Source organism: Pseudomonas putida (assembly GCF_005080685.1).
Taxonomy (GTDB): domain Bacteria; phylum Pseudomonadota; class Gammaproteobacteria; order Pseudomonadales; family Pseudomonadaceae; genus Aquipseudomonas; species Aquipseudomonas putida_V.
In genome coordinates this window covers 3,859,451-3,877,426 of sequence record NZ_CP039371.1, presented here as the reverse complement: position 1 = coordinate 3,877,426, position 17,976 = coordinate 3,859,451, and the positions used below count along the sequence as shown (strand labels likewise).

At 57.1% G+C, this 17,976-nt stretch carries 20 protein-coding genes; 7 read left to right on the top strand and 13 right to left on the bottom strand.

The features are described from left to right. Window position 1: 1 nt before the first annotated feature. From E6B08_RS17590 to E6B08_RS17565, 6 genes are all read right to left on the bottom strand, one after another. Window positions 2-301: a hypothetical protein gene (locus E6B08_RS17590; RefSeq protein WP_136915222.1), complete on the bottom strand. Its 300-nt coding sequence runs from the start codon at window positions 299-301 to the stop codon at window positions 2-4. 521 nt (window positions 302-822) lie between these two features. Then, the gene (locus tag E6B08_RS17585) at window positions 823-1,620 is read right to left on the bottom strand and encodes a hypothetical protein (RefSeq protein WP_238349233.1); all 798 of its coding nucleotides are present in this window, start codon (window positions 1,618-1,620) and stop codon (window positions 823-825) included. A 155-nt stretch (window positions 1,621-1,775) separates the two neighbouring features. Beyond that, window positions 1,776-2,309, bottom strand: coding sequence for a hypothetical protein (locus E6B08_RS17580; protein WP_136915221.1), 534 nt, complete (start codon window positions 2,307-2,309; stop codon window positions 1,776-1,778). A 389-nt stretch (window positions 2,310-2,698) separates the two neighbouring features. Beyond that, complete coding sequence (locus E6B08_RS17575; RefSeq protein WP_136912775.1) at window positions 2,699-3,679, bottom strand: IS5 family transposase; 981 nt, start codon at window positions 3,677-3,679, stop codon at window positions 2,699-2,701. Window positions 3,680-3,742: 63 nt separating this feature from the next. Next, window positions 3,743-4,810, bottom strand: coding sequence for a hypothetical protein (locus E6B08_RS17570; protein WP_136915220.1), 1,068 nt, complete (start codon window positions 4,808-4,810; stop codon window positions 3,743-3,745). Window positions 4,811-4,884: 74 nt separating this feature from the next. After that, entirely contained in the window at window positions 4,885-5,346 is a 462-nt protein-coding gene (locus tag E6B08_RS17565; RefSeq protein ID WP_136915219.1) for a hypothetical protein, read from the bottom strand. A gap of 380 nt (window positions 5,347-5,726) precedes the next feature. Between E6B08_RS17565 and E6B08_RS17560 the strand changes: the two genes are divergently transcribed. The 4 genes from E6B08_RS17560 to E6B08_RS17545 all read left to right on the top strand — a co-directional run bounded on the left by E6B08_RS17560 (window position 5,727) and on the right by E6B08_RS17545 (window position 8,858). Beyond that, window positions 5,727-6,869, top strand: coding sequence for a hypothetical protein (locus E6B08_RS17560; RefSeq protein WP_136915218.1), 1,143 nt, complete (start codon window positions 5,727-5,729; stop codon window positions 6,867-6,869). Window positions 6,870-7,065: 196 nt separating this feature from the next. Then, the gene (locus E6B08_RS17555) at window positions 7,066-7,263 is read left to right on the top strand and encodes a hypothetical protein (protein WP_136915217.1); all 198 of its coding nucleotides are present in this window, start codon (window positions 7,066-7,068) and stop codon (window positions 7,261-7,263) included. Window positions 7,264-7,375: 112 nt separating this feature from the next. Continuing rightward, entirely contained in the window at window positions 7,376-8,470 is a 1,095-nt protein-coding gene (locus E6B08_RS17550) for a hypothetical protein (RefSeq protein WP_136915216.1), read from the top strand. 109 nt (window positions 8,471-8,579) lie between these two features. After that, window positions 8,580-8,858, top strand: a complete 279-nt coding sequence (locus E6B08_RS17545; protein WP_136915215.1) for a hypothetical protein — start codon at window positions 8,580-8,582, stop codon at window positions 8,856-8,858. 120 nt (window positions 8,859-8,978) lie between these two features. Here E6B08_RS17545 and E6B08_RS17540 read toward each other — a convergent pair whose 3' ends face one another. From E6B08_RS17540 to E6B08_RS17530, 3 genes are read right to left on the bottom strand one after another with little or no spacing between them, the layout of a single operon-like run. Then, window positions 8,979-9,707, bottom strand: a complete 729-nt coding sequence (locus E6B08_RS17540; protein WP_136915214.1) for a hypothetical protein — start codon at window positions 9,705-9,707, stop codon at window positions 8,979-8,981. Beyond that, window positions 9,704-10,291, bottom strand: coding sequence for a hypothetical protein (locus tag E6B08_RS17535; RefSeq protein WP_136915213.1), 588 nt, complete (start codon window positions 10,289-10,291; stop codon window positions 9,704-9,706). Before E6B08_RS17535 ends, E6B08_RS17540 begins: the two co-directional genes overlap by 4 nt. A gap of 3 nt (window positions 10,292-10,294) precedes the next feature. Next, window positions 10,295-10,483 (bottom strand): hypothetical protein, encoded by a 189-nt coding sequence (locus E6B08_RS17530; protein ID WP_136915212.1) that lies wholly within the window; start codon window positions 10,481-10,483, stop codon window positions 10,295-10,297. Window positions 10,484-11,211: 728 nt separating this feature from the next. On the opposite strand from E6B08_RS17530, the gene E6B08_RS17525 reads away from it, so the two are divergent. Further along, window positions 11,212-11,769 (top strand): hypothetical protein, encoded by a 558-nt coding sequence (locus E6B08_RS17525; RefSeq protein ID WP_136915211.1) that lies wholly within the window; start codon window positions 11,212-11,214, stop codon window positions 11,767-11,769. 453 nt (window positions 11,770-12,222) lie between these two features. Here the strand turns inward: E6B08_RS17525 and E6B08_RS17520 are convergent, their stop codons facing one another. Next, a complete protein-coding gene (locus E6B08_RS17520; RefSeq protein ID WP_136915210.1) occupies window positions 12,223-12,747 on the bottom strand; it encodes a DUF262 domain-containing protein in 525 nt (174 codons plus the stop codon). A gap of 186 nt (window positions 12,748-12,933) precedes the next feature. After that, the gene (locus tag E6B08_RS17515; RefSeq protein WP_136915209.1) at window positions 12,934-13,392 is read right to left on the bottom strand and encodes a hypothetical protein; all 459 of its coding nucleotides are present in this window, start codon (window positions 13,390-13,392) and stop codon (window positions 12,934-12,936) included. A gap of 218 nt (window positions 13,393-13,610) precedes the next feature. Here E6B08_RS17515 and E6B08_RS17510 point away from each other — a divergent pair, with 218 nt between their 5' ends. Both E6B08_RS17510 and E6B08_RS17505 read left to right on the top strand, forming a co-directional pair. Continuing rightward, window positions 13,611-15,329, top strand: coding sequence for a class I SAM-dependent methyltransferase (locus tag E6B08_RS17510; protein WP_238349232.1), 1,719 nt, complete (start codon window positions 13,611-13,613; stop codon window positions 15,327-15,329). 155 nt (window positions 15,330-15,484) lie between these two features. Continuing rightward, window positions 15,485-16,231: a hypothetical protein gene (locus E6B08_RS17505; RefSeq protein WP_136915208.1), complete on the top strand. Its 747-nt coding sequence runs from the start codon at window positions 15,485-15,487 to the stop codon at window positions 16,229-16,231. Window positions 16,232-16,282: 51 nt separating this feature from the next. Here the strand turns inward: E6B08_RS17505 and E6B08_RS17500 are convergent, their stop codons facing one another. Both E6B08_RS17500 and E6B08_RS17495 read right to left on the bottom strand, forming a co-directional pair. Next, on the bottom strand, window positions 16,283-16,891 hold the full coding sequence (locus E6B08_RS17500) for a hypothetical protein (RefSeq protein ID WP_202877472.1): 609 nt from the start codon (window positions 16,889-16,891) through the stop codon (window positions 16,283-16,285). Window positions 16,892-17,169: 278 nt separating this feature from the next. Next, the gene (locus E6B08_RS17495) at window positions 17,170-17,490 is read right to left on the bottom strand and encodes a hypothetical protein (RefSeq protein ID WP_136915207.1); all 321 of its coding nucleotides are present in this window, start codon (window positions 17,488-17,490) and stop codon (window positions 17,170-17,172) included. Window positions 17,491-17,976 lie beyond the last annotated feature (486 nt).

Sequence of the window (17,976 nt, the reverse complement as noted above, 5' to 3'; positions counted from 1 at the left end):
ATCAGTCGGGTTGTGCGAGTGGTAAATCGTGCCAAGTGTCGACTTCGAACTCGTCCGGCTTCAAGCCCAGGCGCTGTCCATCCGGCATGATAGCCGCCACAGCACCGTAACTGTTGGTCCAGACCGGGAGGGTTTGGCTAATCACCGCGGTCGGCACATTGCCGGTAATGTAGCCGTAGCCGATCACCGGCATGGGATCGGCAAGCACTGTCTTGACCATGCGAACCGTGCACGGCACTCGATTGCCGAACGGGTAGCTCTCGTCACGGTGATGCAGTGCAGGGCAGTCGACTGAAGACATGTCAGGCATCGCTCCTCTTGAGAGTGAAAATTGCGCCTTGCTCGCCACCTTCGAGCCGGCTCTCAGCACACGGTTTGGATGCGACGGAGGTACTTCCTGAGAGGGGAAGCTTGTCCCCACCGGGTGCCTGGGTCGGGAGAACCTCAGGCGATGAGCACGAAACAGGTGCGCGAATACTGCCGTTCCCAGGCCCGATCAAGCGCGTCGGGCCACTCAACTGCAGTAATCCACACATCCGGTTCACGGCGTGGGTGCAGCCCCCGCCGGGGAAGCGCCAGGCATCGGCTTTCAACGAGTAGGTGGGCTGGTGAGAGAAAATGTTCAGTGCCCCGTTATTCTCCCGTGCCGCGACGACGTAAGTCTCACCATCAATGAGCTCGTGGTACCGCTCGAATTCAGGTAGTAGATCTTCCGGCATCAGCCCCCCATGTTCGTCCCGCTGCCTCAAGCTGGTCCACCAGTTGCGAATAGCCATATCGTCTCCCTTCAACCTCTCAGCGCGCAAAAGTAGCACGCCGCCCTTATGCACACTCAGCCCGGCGGCGGGATTGGGTGCCGTATGCCTCTTCGCGCAGGACTGATCGCACCGCGCGGGTCCGCAACGACTCAAACTGGTTTTTCGAGGGTTCATAACGCAGGCGCTCGGCCGCACTGGAGATCTGTCGAATGCGTGAGCGCAGCCAATTGGCATCGGCCGTGTATGTGGCAGTGGGATTGTTGGCCTTTAGCGCACGCAGCTTGAGCTCGAGCTCGGGGGTCATGATCACGCGGCCCAGCACGTGAAAATCGCGATGGTGCAGTGTCGCGCAATCCTCAGCGCTCATCGCCTCCAGGTTCGAAGGGATGCCAGCGCAGAAACGGTCCGTCTGGAAAATACGCTTGGCGTGCGCGAGCATTACGCCAGCAGACAGTGCGCCGCGCTGCAGAGGGATGATGACTCGAGCTCCGGCACTGATCCAGGCGCGAACCCGTTCAGCGTGCTCACTCCACAGCGTCAGCGTTGCCGTCTGATCGCCAATGACGTCTGGCGCAACAATGCTCAATCCACCTGGTCGGTCCGTCATGTTGAGCACAGACTCATAGGTGCTGAATACCTTGGTCCAGCTCACCAGCTCGCCCTTCTGAAACGCAGCAAAGGCGCCTGAGTCGATGAAGACTGCCCCACCTGAATCCAGGTAGCGGGGAAGCGTTCGAATGACCTTCAACGTGTCCAACAGGGTGGCCACAACCCCTACGGCCACGCGCTCTTCAACGGCAGCTCGCAGGTCCCCCTGCGCGGACATCCCGGAGTGATAACTATGTTCCCAAGAAAACGACATGGCGGCTCTACCGGTTACGGGACGCGACAACCGCGTCTCTCACGACCAGTACCCAGCTCGAGGGCTGGGGTAGGGGCGGCTCTTGCTCTCAAGGCCAGCATGCGAGCTGGGTGACGGTGCAGTCTGGCCGGCGAAGCAGCAGCGGTGAATGCTCCCTACAAGAACACGGTGTCTGTGATGGTCTTGCTGCCATCGGCGCCGATGGTTGTCATCTTCAACCGAGCGCCTTCGCCGCCGCGCGGCTCAAAGCACTCAGGCGGGTCGATCAGGAAGCCCACGGCGCGTGTCTCCTCGGTACCCAGGGAGTAGCCGTGGCAGAAGTCCTCGTTCTCCGGCAGGCGCTCTACAAAGAACGGTCGCACCAGTTCGACCTCTTCAGGGGTAAGCGGGTAGAACACATTGTTCGAGTGCTGCATCAAGCGGGGCCCGTTGTCTGCTTGGCACAGGATGTAGTTGTCGGAGCCGAACTGACCTTGCTTCAAGCGAACCTGAGCCACCCAGCCGATCGAACCGAGCGCTGAATAGCCGTGCGGTCCAGTCATCACGTACATGCCTTGCACTGGCACGCGGTTCCCGGTGAACCCGCCAACGGTCTGCATCCAACGAGCTTCGTGGTCGGCCCTGATTGCATCGTTGATCTGCGTGTGGATGGCTTCAAAGCGGGCCAGGGTGGCGTCATCTTGCTGCATGGGGCATAGGTCCTTGCGTTGGCCTGTCCAGGGGTCTGTGTACGTCCTGGAGCTTCTCACGGGCCTTCAGTTATGCAAGTCCTTAACTGTTGGCGTATCCCAACCAATGGCAGCGCAGCAATGAGCGGAATTTTGTACGTAGGCAACAACCGCAGGGCTTGAGCTGAAGTGATCAATAAATTTTGTTCTTGAATAAGTAGGTTGGGCGAGAATCATCAATGAGGCTCGCCCAAAGTTCATTAGGGATGGTCTGAAGTAGCCATGTGCTTCTGGCCGGCTTCGACCATCGCTGATTTTGAAAGTGGCGAGTCGACCCAAAACGCTCAGATCACTGACTCATTCCTGTCTTTTTAGCCGCAGCGAGCACCTCGCGGCGGCTATTCCCCACATTACAGGCGCACCTCTCCTGCATTGCTCAGTAAATGTCGACGGGCCATCCACAGATTCGACAGGGCAAACAGCGTCAGCAGCTGTGCCGTGTTCTTGGCCAGGCCACGGAAGCGCGTCTTCACATAACCAAACTGGCGCTTGATCACCCGGAACGGGTGCTCGACCTTCGCCCTTACCTGCGCTTTGGCTTTTTCGATCTTGCGCTTGGCTTTGTACAGGACGCTGCGCTTGCCCAGTTTCTGGTAGGTGCTACGCCGGGCGGCAATTTGCCAGATGACCTGACGACCTTCATGCTCGGGGCGTTTCTCCACTCCGGTATAACCGGCATCGGCACAGACCACGTTTTCGTCGCCGTGCAGCAGCTTATCGACCTGCGTGACATCGGCCACATTGGCCGCCGTGCCCACCACACTATGCACCAGGCCCGACTCGTCATCCACACCGATATGGGCCTTCATGCCGAAGTACCATTGATTGCCTTTCTTGGCCTGGTGCATTTCCGGGTCGCGCTTGCCGTCCTGGTTCTTGGTCGAACTCGGCGCATGAATCAGCGTGGCATCGACGATGGTGCCCTGGCGCAGCGACAGGCCGCGATCTCCCAGGTAGCCATTGATCACGCCCAAAATCCCTGCCGCCAGCTCGTGCTTTTCCAGCAGGCGACGGAAGTTGAGGATGGTGGTTTCGTCGGGAATGCGCTCCAGGCTCAGCCCAGCAAACTGGCGCAGAATGGTCGTTTCGTAGAGCGCTTCCTCCATTGCCGGATCGCTGTAGCCGAACCAGTTCTGCATCAGATGTATGCGCAGCATCGCCATAAACGGATAGGCCGGACGACCGCCTTCACCCTTCGGGTAGTGCGGCTCGATCAGGGTAATCAAACCCTTCCACGGCACCACCTGATCCATCTCGATAAGGAACAATTCCTTGCGGGTCTGCTTGCGCTTGCCGGCGTACTCGGCATCGGCGAAGGTCATCTGCTTCATCAGGCGTCTCGGCGGGTGAGATCAGGCATTCTGCCAAATCTGGAAGTCCTCTTCAGAGTTTCCTTAGCTACCCATGATACCTTCCAGCACGTTAATTTCTTCTTGGCGTAAACCAGGCAAGAAGTAGTTCAGATCAAAATGCAGAACGCCTGGTTGGTTGTCCAGCCTCATGAAGCTAGTCATGTCGTTCCAGAGATGTATGAGATCTTTGTCGGCAGTAACAAAGTATGCGTTATAATCGTGATTTCGTATTTCGCTGAGAAAAATAAATAAGGAAAATATGTCAAGCGCGCCATTGAATGCGTGACCTTTTGCAATGTAGTCAGGCTGATTGAATTTAAGTAGTTTCAGCGTTGGATTTAGGCTTGCACCAGAAATTGCTTTGAACACAATGGCTGTGAACACAGAATGCATACTCTGGACGTTAGTTTTTTTAGCCAGGGCCAAGATCTCCATAAAACCTTCTAGCGTTCGAGGAGGCTTATTACCTAAGCTATAGTACTTGTAGGACTCTTCAATGAATTGCACAAGGCTATCAAGGCCGGCAAAAAAATCTTCGCTTGCTTCATGCAGTGTAAGGAGAGACTCCTCTGTTGCCATGATGGTAACATTTGGAGCGCGCTTTTTCATCTTGCCTATAAAATATCCCAGTTCCTTTTTCATCTCCTCAAGGCTAGGCAGTTTTTTGTCATGCCGATTGTTTCCCTCCAGTAAAATAGGTTTTGGGTCGATGATTATTTCTCTTTTTTGGAATAAATCTACCACGACCTGAATGGAGTTAACTGACGCATTGCCGTTGTTGTCAATATGATTTCTTACCGTGGCAAAGGCATTTTTGTCGAAAAGTAAGACGGCTCCATTTGGGATAAAGGCAAGTGGGCGCCATCCGCCGGGAGACAGCGCAATAGCATCACCTTTTGAGTGGAGCCACTTGGCAGGTAGCACCGACTGATCTTTGAATTTCTTATTATTGCCTTTCTTATACGTGACGTTTCGAGCCTTCAGCTGTACGTATAATCCCGCATCATATTTAACGAAATCCTCCCAATTGAAGTCGATAAGGTCAGCTGCGTCAAAACTGATAAATTCGTCTTCGTCTAGCTTGAAATAGAACACATCATTGCTTGGCATAAAAATCCTTTTTCTAGTAAATGAGCAGGAAACACTTGCTCTAAAGCTCAGATCTTACTGTGCGCACTGCACGATCAACCAGCCGCCGCGCCCGGTTGGGTCATGTGTTCTAGTACCTGTCGGATAAGTTGGCGTTCATCTCCGTAGTGGTAGGATGATGGCTCGTGAATTGCCAGTTGTCTGCTGCGCTCATCCCATTGGGCATACCAGGAATCCTTCGCGTCGACATAGATGCGAGGACGACCAGGAAACTGATCAGCGGTAATATCGATGATGAAACCGCAACCCTCTAACCAAGCGTGAGATTGGCTGCCATTCATCGCGCAAACGTAGTGGAACTCACCGATGTCCATCGTGTTGAGGTATTCCCCTACCAGCTCACAGACAGTCCCACAGCAGCTCTCCGGAAAGTTTCGCAAATGCTCCGGTGCGTCCCCTGATTTTACGACTTCCTCAAAAGCATCACGTAAGCGGGTAGCCAGTTGCATCAGCGAATTTTGAAGCTGGGATTGCTGCACTTTTTGATTTACATCCATGAACAAATTCCCTTGATAGTGAAAAGGGCCCCGTGGGGCCCTGTGTTTGTGTTCTAGCGGTATTACGTCGCGAACCAGCTCCCAAACGGGTCGGCGTGGTTCTGGGCTTTCAGTGTGTCCCATTCGAGTTCTGTGTACTGGCCTGCCCAAACCGGGTTGCGGTCCCTGGTAAGTGCGTCTGGACGTATCGCTGATGTCCTGTGGCGAGTTACTGGCAGTAAGCCACATCGGTTGGGTGAGCTCAACTGAATGACGATGCCGTTGTCAGTGAGGTTCACGCCGCTGGAGCAGCAGCTATCCTCAATAAAATCGCCTCCTGCAGTGGGCTCAGCCTGCAACCACTCCAGGCGCAATCGTAATGTGTCCACGGGGATCACCACATGAGCCGCGATCCGTTCGTCATGCAATCGGTGGAGCGTGCGCGTCGGTGGGTAGAACTGTGCTCTGAAGGCATGGGTATACCCCCTGAAGATTCCGCGCAGGTACTTGCTGGCTTGTGTGGCTTCGGATCCTGGGATGTGATGGCCTACGGCATTGAGACCCTTCCGCCATCAATACCAGACGAGCGTCTTGCGCCCGCACAGTTCCTGGATCGGCTGTTGGGCCAGTTGGCCATCCTGCTCGACCAGTTCGATTTCCAAACGCCAGATGCCACCAGGTTGCTGCGCAACCTATCGCCCTCGAGTAACCGGCCTTTTACTCAGTTTGAGGCTGCAGCCGGCGACCATCCAGCCAGTGCGCAGGTAGAGTTTCTCCGTTCGAAATTGTTTGAAACCTTCGAGCTACTCGCTTCCGATGATGCGGATGAAGAGGATGCAGAGGTCGAAGCTTTCTTGCCTCCCATCGACCCTGAAAGGGAGGAGATTGCGGCGGTGCTCGGCCGAGACCCTAGAGCCATCAACTGGATGGGAATCTTTGGTTGCCTGGGCTGGGAGGGCGCACTCAAAGACGATGCACCCGGTATCGACGAGCCGGCATACCTGATTCAAGACGCGACATTGGGCACAGTCCCCGTGTATGTGGCGCCGGCCGTGTATCCGCCTGACATGGATGATGATGATTTAATGTTCCCGGTGCGGCGCCTGGTACGGACCATCTGTGTAGGTGACCTTGCCGCATCAGGCGAGTACGCAGGCGTTGCGCTGCTGCTCCTGCAGTGGCCGCTAGTAAAAGAGGTAGATGGGCAGGTTTATTGCCACCTGGGCAGTGCCTACGTGGCTGCCGAGAACAGATGGGTGGATCTGCTCTTCAACATGGCTTGTACCAGTGTTTGTGAGCTCCTCGATCTGAACAGTCAGGTCACCGACATCAACCAAGGTGCTGATTGCCTAGCAGACACTGGCCGACAGTTCAGCAACATCGCTACCTTGTTCCTGTCAGGCTTGAGCCTGGATGAATACGAAGACATGCCCGAACAACTGGATTTCGAGATCATTCCGGGTCTCTTCGATGAAACAGGTTGGGTGCTGCAGCGAATTGAGCTTCCAGCAGAGCTCCGCTGGCCTGAGGAGACGGAGGATTGACAGTTCGCTTGATCGGTCTTTGCCTGGCGGATATTCATCCCTCGCGATGCGTTGTACACTCAGCAAATCTTCAGTTCTGCGCCCCTGGTTGACCAGGAGCGGGAAACCCCAGCTGGTGGTCACCAGCACATCACAAACCCTCGCGGGGCTATCCCGCCAGGGGAGCTCTGCGGATTCTGCCGACGGAGCATCCACCATGAATAACGAACCCCATTCAGCCGAACCTCTGCCCTGCATCTCCCGCCACTTCACCTGCGGTGCAGTCGCAGTGCATGTCAGCGAGCATGGTGGGTCATACGACATTTTTGCTGACGATTCGTGCTCGGAATACCTGGGCAACGTCTGCTCGCTGTCTGAGGCAGCACGTTTCCTGACGCAAGATGATTCTGAGTAAGCCATAGACGGCCAGCCCAAGGCATGCCGGTTCCAAACTGAAGACCCCCATCAAAACCCTCGCGGGCCAACTCCGCCAGGGGTTGCTCCGCGTTTCAATCAAGGAGCAACACATGCACATTTCCGTTCTCTTCAACTACACCGAATCCGTCATCCCGCCACGTTGCCGCAAGCCGCGCACCGTGACCCGAGATGATGGAAAGGTGGATGTCAGCATCCCGGTGTTGACTGGTGATCAAGCGCCAGTGGCCATTCGCGTAACCGGTAATTTCATAGGGCGCGATCAGGCGTTCTCGTATGAGCTGCGGTGGTGGGAAGGGCAGCTGTGGTCCCCGATCTCGCTCGATCATGCTTTCGAGCCGCGCGGCCGCACCACGGGCCAGGACAACTGGGATTGGCCTGAACTGCCGGAGGTCGTTGATCTTCGTAACGGTGGGCGCAACCTGTGCCACACCTACGACTTCCAAGGGACCTACGGTAGCAACCCCATCGAGGATGTTGAGGCTGATATTCATGCCTTTGCCGAACGCCACACTGTCATCGACGGGATTCCTCATCGTGCAGTTGCAGAACCCCGTTACGTGACAATGACGTTTGGTCTCAGCGGCAACCATGGTGGTACCGCGGTGTTGCTTGCCAACTGCTTCAACATCAACCTCAAGGCCGAGAGTTATTTCGGGCTGTTGGAGCTGGAGGCAGCATTGTCGTATGCAACCCAGGTCGCAGAGAAACGCGGTGACACGAAGAGCCTTCCCATGCGGTACGCCGGGCCGACATTCGAAGTACTACTGCCTGAAGTGGTGACCATTCGCAATCCGCTGGCGCTGCGTGCGCTCAGCAAGATCTGTGAGTTTGGCACTGCGCCCGAGCAGGCTTTGGCCGGCTACAAGATCGCCTCCACGATTGTGGATACAGAGGAGGGGGCTCTGGTGCTGTACGAGGGTCAGGATGTGCGTCTGGTCCGTGGCGCTGCAGTGTTTGGGGCGCCCGGCAAGCAAGAGTTCGCCGTGATGGTACGGCAACCTATTCGTCGTTTGCTGTGCTCGTGCTGTGGCGGAGTCACTCGAGGGCGTCAGTGGAGCAACCGGGACGAGGGCTATGGTCTGTGCGTGTTTTGCATCGACTTCTGCAGTCGCAACGAAACCCCTGAGCGCTTCCAGAGCCTCTATGGGGTTCGAGGTGTCCACTTTGATGTTCCGGTAGCGTAGTGCGGACCCGTTCTGTCAACGTCTCGTAAACTGCTGTGGGCTCATAGCTGGGCCCGTCAGTGGATCTGAACCGCCGTTGTTTGGGCGTTCAATCTTAGGAAGGTGCGATATGGAATACCTCGAGTACAAGGCAGCGGAATCTGCAAAAACGGCTGATATCCGTCGCATGAGGGCAACGCTCGTTCAGGCCGGCTACATGGCCAGCGAGAACGATGTAGAGCGCTTGTGGGACGACTATAGCTTTGCTTTTCGGATGAGGCCCAGCTGGGCGGCGCTGCCTGACGATGACGGGGAGTTGCTGAAAATCCTCCTCATCGGATTTGGTGTTAATGCTGTGCCGTATGACATCGACTCCGATTGCTTCCATTCATGGCCTTCACACTGGTGAGAAACTGCCAAGTACGAAGCAACAAACGCCGGGAGTGATCTCCCTCGCGACAGGAAATAAAAAACCGCCGGCATTTGATGCTGGCGGTTTTTTTGGTCTCGGGGGAGGCGTTGGTAACGATCAGGCGGCGTCCTGTCCCATTTCAGCTGCCGCTACGGGCTTGCCACAGCTATGGCAGAAGCGAACACCGTGCTCGGTCGGGGTCCCGTCGTTCAGCATCCATTTCTCTCCACATCCGGTGTCCCAGTTGGAGTCATGGGTGTTGTGCGTCCAAGTGCAGGTTTGTGGCACGCGCTCGGCGATGGGAGCCGGCGTTACCGCTTCGACGAGCGTCAGGAGGTCTGATAACGCATCGTCGTACCATGAGTAGCTGCAGCCTTCCTGGATCTCCTGATTGATCCCCTCAATTACGGCTTCGCGGGTACGATCATCCCAGTCGGCGATTTTGCCCAGCTGCCCCCGGACTGCGGTGCTGAGGCCTTCGCTGGCGGCGGCGCTCGGGTGTTCGTCATCGCGAGAGTTACGGGCCACGCGCACGAACAGGTGAGCATTCCAGGCTGTGCTAATGGCCTCCCATTTCTTCAGCGCGGCGGTGCGGGCGCCAGCGCCAGAAAACATCAATTGTTCGCACTCGGTGTCGTCGAAAATGATCAAGTGCGGGCATTCTTCGGGTATCGACATGGATGCCTGGCTTTCCAGCATTTGCCGAACCTGATACGTACGCACGGCACGAATCAGTTCGGCCACGTTGCAGTTGGTGACGGGGGACTCGGCTACTGGGTCTAGGCCTTCGATCAAGGCCTCCATGGCCTCGAGACGGTGACCCGGAATCAATGCGACAGCGCTCATCGTGCATCTCCATGTACAGGTTGTGCGGTCGGGCCAGGCAGCAGGCTGATTGCGAGTTGCCCCAGGCCGCGGTCATCGTGATCTTCATTCCCTTCCTGGCCGGCGGCGAGCTCTCCGATGTCGCCAAGGTACTGCTCAGTTCGAATGGCCAAATGCATCGCTGGCAAGTTTGCTTCAGACCAGCGCCGCAGCAGGGAATTGCTCTGCTCGAGCTGAGCCTGGAGCTGAGTATTCTTCTGCAGGGCAGATTCCAGCGCGATGTTGCCAACACTCAGAAGCTGGGTGCTGATGGAGTTTGTCTTGGCGTCGAAGGGTTCAGCTGAGGACTGCACAACGGCCTTGCCAAAACCCTCGCAGATCGCCTCCCAGAGCTCCAACGCCCTACCTCCGCAGCACCTGGCTTTCTCAGCAATGAGCTCGGCGAGCTCCTCACCCAGTTCTCTTGGAAAACAAATCAACCGTTGACTGTCCATTGCAACATCCTCGGGAGTGAACTGGTTGGCTTTCGATGATCCAGGGATTTCAGGAAGTGCAAGCTCGGTAGTCCATGAGGCAGCGGTAGCCCCGCGAGCCATGACGGTCATGGCCTACTCTTCGACGGCTGTGATTTGGTCGATCGAGCCTTTCCAGTAGCCGCCATCCTGGTCGCGCACCTTCACGCGGTCTGAATCGGGGTAAACCTCAACTACATGACCTACCCCGTAGGATGTGATGTCTGTCTGGAATAGCACCTCTCGGTGGAGGAGGGGGGAAGGTACTTCGCTGATCTCGGACATGGTGGACCTCCAACGGACTTAAGGGGGGAACGCGCTAAGGCGCGAGCGTGGGGCTCAGTCGATTGTGCCCAGCTGTTCCCGGGCCGTAGGTGTCGATCCGTTCCACGGACAGGGCCGCATCAGCTGGCGCTGAAAACAGAAAACCCGGCGCTCGGCCGGGTTCGGGAATCTGTGCCAGTTACGCTGGCAGTCGGGTATCGCCCGGCCCCTCTCCCTTACCAGGGAGACTTCCTGTTCCCAGGAAGGACCGCCAGAGGCGGTGGAGGTGGCTAGCCTGTGCCCCCATTACTGGAGGTAGGTCTAACCGCAGAGCCATCAATACCTGCAGTTGTTGTTTGGGCCGGTCTTGCTGGTCCGGGGCACACACTGCACACCCCGCGGAAGTGCCTTTCGGCGCATCCAGGCCTTCGGCTTGCGCCTGAGCCCCACTGTTATGGTCGTGGCCACCTTCTGGACGTCTAGGATCTGGGCGGGAGCTGGGTGGGCCTGGTGCCCTTGTTGTCTCCCTTTGAAAGCTATTCTCCACAGATCCGAGAATGCGCAAGAGCACGTGTCACGCGATTTCATGGTGTAGTGGGGTGGGGTGGGGCCAAGTCATTTTTGGACGGCTGACCCAATGGACGGGAGGCGACCCCTCAGATCGCTGGAGGAGCAGGGATTTACTTGATGCGATGGGGGCAATTTGCTATTGCACATTCATCCGGGCGACCCACGTCATAGAGGACTAGATGAAGCCAATATCGATCAATGCCAACCAGCTCGCAGTTGCACTGCCCAAGGTACAGCCTGGCCTGCGGAAATACAGTGCCATCCAGGTGCTGGTAAAGGGGGATATCACAGGATTTAAAGACCCGATATTGAGACGATCCTACAACGGTTTCTACCGTGTTCGTCGTGGCCAGCCATGGCAGTCGGCCTACTTCGACCTTATGCACCAGACCCGAATACAGGGACATGACTTTTCGAAAGTCCTCACTGCCTTGCATCAGGCGACAGGCAGATATGAGGCTTCTTTTGCCAGCAAGCTCGTAGCTACACTGGATACCACTCAGCCAGTCATCGATTCAGTGGTTCTGAAAAACCTGAGCTGCAAGCTACCAGCCGCGTCATCGCCAAACCGAGTGATGGATATCGTGGCGCTCCATGGCGACCTGAAGCAGAACGTACAGAGCTTCCTCGCAACGGTTGAAGGCCGCAGGTTGGTTGCCCAGTTCAAAGCCTCTTACCCTAGCCATGTAATCTCAGAGGAAAAAATGGTCGACCTCGTGCTTTGGCAAATGCGTTAGATAACGACGATGTACGCTGCGAGGCGCCTGCTGACCATTTGAACGGCTACTGGTAAATCTAGTGAGTTTAGGTGGAGGGGTAGGTAGCGGACGCCATTCCTGGAGATTGTCCTCAGAAAGATTTGTGACAGTACGGGCTTAGCCCTTGCTGTCCCAGACTGGGACAATTGTGATGCCCACAAGAAATTGTGACTTGGTAGACGGGCATCCAGGCCCAGAGGTGGGGGCAGCGTTACGCGGAAACAGGCGAGGAAAAGCATTGAGGGAGTTCCTAAGGAGGAGCTTAGAGCTCGGGGAAGCACCTTTCCGGCCCTTGCGGGTACCGGCTCCCTCAATGGTCACCAGAGTTTAGCTAGCGACAGTAGAAAAGATCGCAGCATATGATGCCGCGTAGCCACCAATTCGGCCCCGTGCAAGGCCCGTTATGGCCGGCGAGGTGGGTGGTCAGGCGGGTCACACGGCGAGCAGCTGGAGATCTGCCGCGGTATGAGCTGTGCCGCCGAAGTTCAGGCGGCGATAGAGCTCCTTCAGCAAAGACTCATCAGCCTGAAATTCGAGCTCAATGCAGGGGAAAATCACGTTGTCGAAGCGCCGGCGTTTTTCGCCAAGGCTCAGGTCGCTGTAACGAATCCCGTCGAAGACGGTGATTTCGTCCTTCACAAAGCGCGCGATCGATGTGATGCGTTGTTGCCCGTCGAGCAGCCAGCCGGACATGTAGCGATCGTTATCGCCCTCATAGTCGCGGCCGTTGATGACATAGAAACCGGGGTTGAAGCCCAGGAAGATCCCCTCGACGAAGGCGCGCTGCTGAGCCTCAGTCCATACGAACTCACGCTGCCATGGCGGAAGTACCAGGTTCAGCAGCTGGCGCTCTTCAGGGATGTTTGGGACCGCTGGCGTCCCTTCCCAGAGCATGCTGATGGAGTAGGAGCGTTCGACACCATCAAGGATCGGTTTTGGGAGCAGGGTAGTGGACATGGGGTTTCCCTAATGGAAGTGGCACAAGTGGGCTCATGTTCACCCATGTCCTCAGGTACGCAAGTCGCACACGGTCACCAGGCGAAGTCTGGCGCCGGTGCCGAAACGGCGTACTGTGCACTCGGCTCAAGGGCATCTGCGAAGTGTTGGCTGCTACACGAGCAGCAGCTAACCACTGATGCCACGTTACCCATGCAGAAGCGGTTGCTGGCACATTTCGTCAGCGAGCTGACGGCAAATCTCTTCCCGCAATTGTCGGTCCTGCTCGCGGATAGTCCGATTGCGCTCTTCGCGGGCGCCGTTGAAGCCCTCCACGATGTAGATGAAGTTCACCGGATTGCAGGGCCCGCGCCAGCTGAGCATGTACTCTCGGCAGCGGGCACGTCTCTCGGTGTCCATTGCGTAGTACGCCGACCGCATTTTGCGCCAGCTCCTGGCCAGAGAGTCGCGCCATTTCTGGTCGGTTTTCCTGGATACGCTTTCGCGTCGAGACTTTTCGTCATCCCAATCCCGCTGCTCGGATGCAACCTGCTCGGCAAACAAAGGAAATGCATCCTGTTCGCGCTGCATCTTACGCGCGAACGCCGATTCTTTACGCGGTGTGAAATTGACCCCTTCGTAGCGGGGGTAGCGATCAAAGCGCATGGCCGTCCTCCAAGATGTTCTTTGGTGACAGCTTTTCACGGGAGGACAGACATGCAACCGTCAGTTCGGCGCCTGGACTGGGCCGCCGGCATCTAGGGAGAAACCCAGGCAGCAGCCTTTATCGCCTCCATGGAGGAGCTGACGGCACCCACCATAGGTTAGAAGTACCTTCGGGTCGGGTAATGACCAACTGCCCAGGAAGGGGTGTGGGGGGCGGCATGAGCGCAAGCACTGTGCCCGCAGCGGGCTTGCAGTTTCGAGAAGGGTGCGAAGCTGGTAAAGAATTCAACAGCCGGATCCGCACCATGACCAGCCAGCAAGAAATTTTTTCGATCAGCACCGCCACGCCTGTCGATCTTCCCGAGGTCAATGCGGCGGTAGGTGAGCTGGTCGAAGATACTTTCGAAGAGTTTTTTGCGCCGGTGGCTTTCGATGCCGTCGCCCAGCTGTTGGCCCGCTACAAGGCTGAGGAAGCTGACATTCAGGCCGTGGGGGCGTTTATTCAAACTCCCGGTTACCGTGGCGCCCTAGGCCATTTTCTTGCGGGCAACACTGACAAGTTTGCCCCGGCCATCCGAAGCTGCTTCGGGGATTTATACGCCATTGAGGGCGCAGTGGCGCACTTGAACGGCTGCTACTGGAACGAACTGTTGAGCCTGACGGACGTCTTCGAGTTCATGCCGTACAAGCGGCGTCAGGAGTGGTTGGAGCAGATCCAGAACGGCACTGCCCCCGCGTTTGAAGAGAGCACTGTGCGAAGTACCCTCCAGAGCATGCTGGCATCCAGGTCCAGGTACTTCGCCGAACGGGTTGATGGCGTGTTCGAGGCGCTGTCAGAGACGCACGTGACCAACAACCCGGCCGGCTTCACTACGAAATTCATCATCGACTATGCCGAAAGCAAGTCGGGCTACATCTCGGACCTGCGCAACATCATTGCCCGCTTCATGGGGCACCCAGAGCAACAGGCCGGAAACGGTCACAAGCTCCTTGCATTGCTCAGCAAGCGCACGGGCGAATGGCATTGGGTCGACGGTGGCGCCCTGCGCATGAAGATGTTCAAGGTCGGCACGCTGCACGTCGAAGTTCACCCGGAGCTGGCGGTCCGGATGAACAGCTTGCTGGCGCACCTTTACCCGATGGCCATCCCATCCAGCTTCCGTACGAAGCCGAAGCGGCCACCCAAGAATTTCCCGGTACTGAGCAAGTCACTGCCCCAGGAAGTGATCAAACTGCTGCTGGAGCCAAAGACCCCAGGGCAAATCCGCTACCGCCCCATCACCGAGAACCCGCACGCGGTGTATTTCAGTACCGATCCACGTGAGGAAGAGGCCTATCAGGTGCTCGAGGCGCTGGGCGGTGTGCGGCACAACATGCACAAGTTCGTCTGGTATGAATTTGACTACGACCCGCGGCCGGCCATTGCACAGGTGGCTATCAGCGGCATGCTGCCGGATGACAAGAGTCACCAGTACTACCCGACACGAGAGCGCTTGGGCGACCTGGCGGCGGAGTTGGCGGAAGTGTCCGAGCAGCACATTTGCCTCGAGCCTTCGGCGGGCAACGGTGCGCTGGCTGCAAGGATGCCGCCTGCGACCACCACCTGCGTCGAAATTTCACCCATGCGCTGCAAGGTACTGCAGAGCAAAGGGTATCGGGTTATTGAAGGGGACTTTCTCGCCTGGGCGGATAATTGCGTTGAGCGCTTCGATCGGATCATGCTCAACCCTCCATTCGCAAACAACCGCGCGACGCTCCACCTGCAGGCCGCCGCTGGGCTATTGAAGGAAGACGGCCGCCTGGTTGCGATTCTGCCGGCCTCGCTGAGAGGTAAAGACTTGCTCCCCGGCTGGAACCTGAAGTGGCACGGGCCCTTCTGCAACGAGTTCGATGGTACCGGCGTATCCGTGGTGGTTCTCCTTGCTACTCGTCGTTGATTGGTCAATGCGCCGTATGTACCACTCGAAGGATCTTCCAGGCGGTCGCGCCCAAGTGCGGGCACGAATTGACGACCGAATGGGGCTCATGCACGAGATGATGGCGCCTTACCAGATGGGGCCTGCCACGCAGGGTACGACGAAGGGATCAATCCATGTTCAAGGCAAGTTCGGCTCGGGCTCTGTGTGGGATGGTCGTCATCGGGCTTAGCCTGGGCCTCTCTGCGTGCAGCCATGGCACCAAGTCTGAACGCCTGGCGCAGGCGGTCCGGGAGTCGATCGCCAGTGGTTCGTCGAAGACCGCTTACGAGGGGTTGCGGCGACAGTTCGACCGTATTGAGGGTGAATGCGACCGGCTCCTTAGCGGTTGCCACAGCCCCGAGTTCGGTGTCGTGAAGAAGTGGGCGGTGAAAGAGCTCCGGGGGATGCTGTTCGATGGTGCTCGATCGGGTGAGTCATGGGCCATCGAGAGGCTCTTTGGTTCCAGCCCAGACGAAGTCGTGACTGCATCTGTACGACGGAAAGGGGCGCAGCTGATCTTGGCGGCGGCAAAGCGGGAGGGCGCGCCCGCAGCTGCCCTGGTGCAGGCGGGACTTATGTACAAAGTCGGGTATTACACCGAGCAGGATCTTGGCTACGCGAAGGCGAACCTTCAACGGGCTTGGCAGAAGGGGGCCATCCGTGCGGCCGCAACCCTGGCCGAACTCGCGCGCCAAGAGAGTGATTCGGTCAACGCTTACCTGTGGGCTATCCGCTGCGGTTCGCCATGCTCAACGTCTGAGCGTCTGAGCGCGCATGAGGCTGAATTGAAACCTGGTCAGGCGCATCAGATCCGAAGAATAGCTCGCGATACTTCAGTGCTGGCTATTGCTGTGGCAACTGGTGAGCCGGCCGTCAAATAACTATTAAACGGCCGCCTCAGTTGGAGCCCCGCTCTCTTGGAACGGCGTTGATCAGCCGCGGCGTATGATGCGATTTTGCACCAGGAACCAACACATATTTAGAGCAAAGGTACGACCAAGTCTCGCCATGTGGTTTTCAGGAACGCCCACAGGTCGATGGGCGCCCGAACTCAGGAATCCAAAGACCCCGGCGAGCCCTTTCTCTTCCTCGAGGGTAATCTCGCCGCTAGATCGGAGGAAGCGAATCACATCACCCCATTTCGCCGGATCGTACATGTCGGTTGCCTTCAGTTGGCTTGCGACTTCGGCAGCAATATCCACCGCCAAAGCTTCAAGTGCCACCCGTGCGTTAGTTAAGGCAGCATTGTAGTCAGGTGGGCTGGAGCGGAATGCCTCGGCTGAGTCGTTGATCTTGTCGATGATTGCTTCACGTTGCAGCCCTGCCGAATCGCGAAGCGCAATGATCAAATCGTCTTCGATTGGGGCCGCGTCCGAGATCGAAGGGTCAGTTTGCACCAATTTCTTGCCTTCGACGGAATAACCGTCAATCAATTGACATTGAGTCAGATCGTGAATTCGTTCGTCGAACACCGACTTCGGTGACACGTTGGCGCGAAGACTGCTCGGCGTTGCAATGATCTCCTGAAGGATGAGGAGCAAATTTCTGTCACTTTGATCGCGCACAACCTGGATGAGGCTTATCAGCAAATCAATGGGGTAGCGTAGGGTGAATATTGTGTTTGCCGAAAAGCACAACGGAGACTGAGGGGGTCTGCAGCGCTAGAAATTGGGCGAGCGAGTAGCGCGTTCGCTGGCTGATCATTGGGGGAGCTCCTGACGGTTTAGCATCTTAGTATGCCGGTCTGGTTGTCAGCTCGAATAGTCCCGCTGAAGAGCCGCTTGCTCGCCCCAGCAGTTGGCCCCAGCGGACTTGCTGGTTAACAGCCGAAGGCCCGTTCAGCAGCCCACTCCGCATCAAGTTGCCGGGAGATTCGTGCTTCCTCGCGGGACTCGCGACGCTGAATCACCAGGTTGCGCTTTTCTGCGAAGGTCATGGCGGCAACGTCTGGCACCTGAACCTTGCCGGAACGGTTGCAGGCCGTGCAGGCCACGTTGTACTCGCCGGCCATGTAGGCGGCCTGCTCATCCTCGTGCATCTCTTTCCATTCACTCGAAGTAAAGCCATTCGAGAATGCTGGGTTGTCGACAGTGCCGTTGCCTTCGCAGCATTTGCAGATGACCCATTTGAGCTTTTTCATCGACCGTTCCTCGCGGTTCGTGTGGAAGGACCACTTTATGTCAGCCCGTATGACCTGCAACTGCAGTAAACATGCACGGCCCGCTTGAGTGACTGTTCTTGGGGCGGATAGGGCGGTTGCGCATCAGGTACTCCATGAGACGCTACATGCCACTGTTCTAGGAAGTACCCATGGACCTTTTCAAGCAGGCCTGTTGGCTTTTGTGCGAGACACCCATTCACGGCCTTTTGAGGAGCAACTCGGTCGGCCGGGAGGACAAAGTCGAGAAGGCGAAGCGGCAGCACGAGTTGTGCAGTTTCTACGTTGCGGTCGCAATGGGATTGAGCTGCACGAGCTAGGCCAGCAAGCTCTATGAAGCCGAGTTCACAGCAGTCTATGACACGACCCTCCGACTGACCGATTACCTGGAGAAAGTGACAGGCTTCCCTCTCAGCCCCAGGGCTGACTACGATGCTCTGGCACCGCTATTCTTCGATAATTTTCACG

Bases quoted from the DNA above. Each gene is read 5' to 3' on its own strand.
- E6B08_RS17590 (WP_136915222.1), bottom strand. From the start codon at position 301: ATGTCTTCAGTCGACTGCCCTGCACTGCATCACCGTGACGAGAGCTAC.
- E6B08_RS17585 (WP_238349233.1), bottom strand. From the start codon at position 1,620: ATGTCGTTTTCTTGGGAACATAGTTATCACTCCGGGATGTCCGCGCAG.
- E6B08_RS17580 (WP_136915221.1), bottom strand. From the start codon at position 2,309: ATGCAGCAAGATGACGCCACCCTGGCCCGCTTTGAAGCCATCCACACG.
- E6B08_RS17575 (WP_136912775.1), bottom strand. From the start codon at position 3,679: ATGAAGCAGATGACCTTCGCCGATGCCGAGTACGCCGGCAAGCGCAAG.
- E6B08_RS17570 (WP_136915220.1), bottom strand. From the start codon at position 4,810: ATGCCAAGCAATGATGTGTTCTATTTCAAGCTAGACGAAGACGAATTT.
- E6B08_RS17565 (WP_136915219.1), bottom strand. From the start codon at position 5,346: ATGGATGTAAATCAAAAAGTGCAGCAATCCCAGCTTCAAAATTCGCTG.
- E6B08_RS17560 (WP_136915218.1), top strand. From the start codon at position 5,727: ATGAGCCGCGATCCGTTCGTCATGCAATCGGTGGAGCGTGCGCGTCGG.
- E6B08_RS17555 (WP_136915217.1), top strand. From the start codon at position 7,066: ATGAATAACGAACCCCATTCAGCCGAACCTCTGCCCTGCATCTCCCGC.
- E6B08_RS17550 (WP_136915216.1), top strand. From the start codon at position 7,376: ATGCACATTTCCGTTCTCTTCAACTACACCGAATCCGTCATCCCGCCA.
- E6B08_RS17545 (WP_136915215.1), top strand. From the start codon at position 8,580: ATGGAATACCTCGAGTACAAGGCAGCGGAATCTGCAAAAACGGCTGAT.
- E6B08_RS17540 (WP_136915214.1), bottom strand. From the start codon at position 9,707: ATGAGCGCTGTCGCATTGATTCCGGGTCACCGTCTCGAGGCCATGGAG.
- E6B08_RS17535 (WP_136915213.1), bottom strand. From the start codon at position 10,291: ATGACCGTCATGGCTCGCGGGGCTACCGCTGCCTCATGGACTACCGAG.
- E6B08_RS17530 (WP_136915212.1), bottom strand. From the start codon at position 10,483: ATGTCCGAGATCAGCGAAGTACCTTCCCCCCTCCTCCACCGAGAGGTG.
- E6B08_RS17525 (WP_136915211.1), top strand. From the start codon at position 11,212: ATGAAGCCAATATCGATCAATGCCAACCAGCTCGCAGTTGCACTGCCC.
- E6B08_RS17520 (WP_136915210.1), bottom strand. From the start codon at position 12,747: ATGTCCACTACCCTGCTCCCAAAACCGATCCTTGATGGTGTCGAACGC.
- E6B08_RS17515 (WP_136915209.1), bottom strand. From the start codon at position 13,392: ATGCGCTTTGATCGCTACCCCCGCTACGAAGGGGTCAATTTCACACCG.
- E6B08_RS17510 (WP_238349232.1), top strand. From the start codon at position 13,611: ATGAGCGCAAGCACTGTGCCCGCAGCGGGCTTGCAGTTTCGAGAAGGG.
- E6B08_RS17505 (WP_136915208.1), top strand. From the start codon at position 15,485: ATGTTCAAGGCAAGTTCGGCTCGGGCTCTGTGTGGGATGGTCGTCATC.
- E6B08_RS17495 (WP_136915207.1), bottom strand. From the start codon at position 17,490: ATGAAAAAGCTCAAATGGGTCATCTGCAAATGCTGCGAAGGCAACGGC.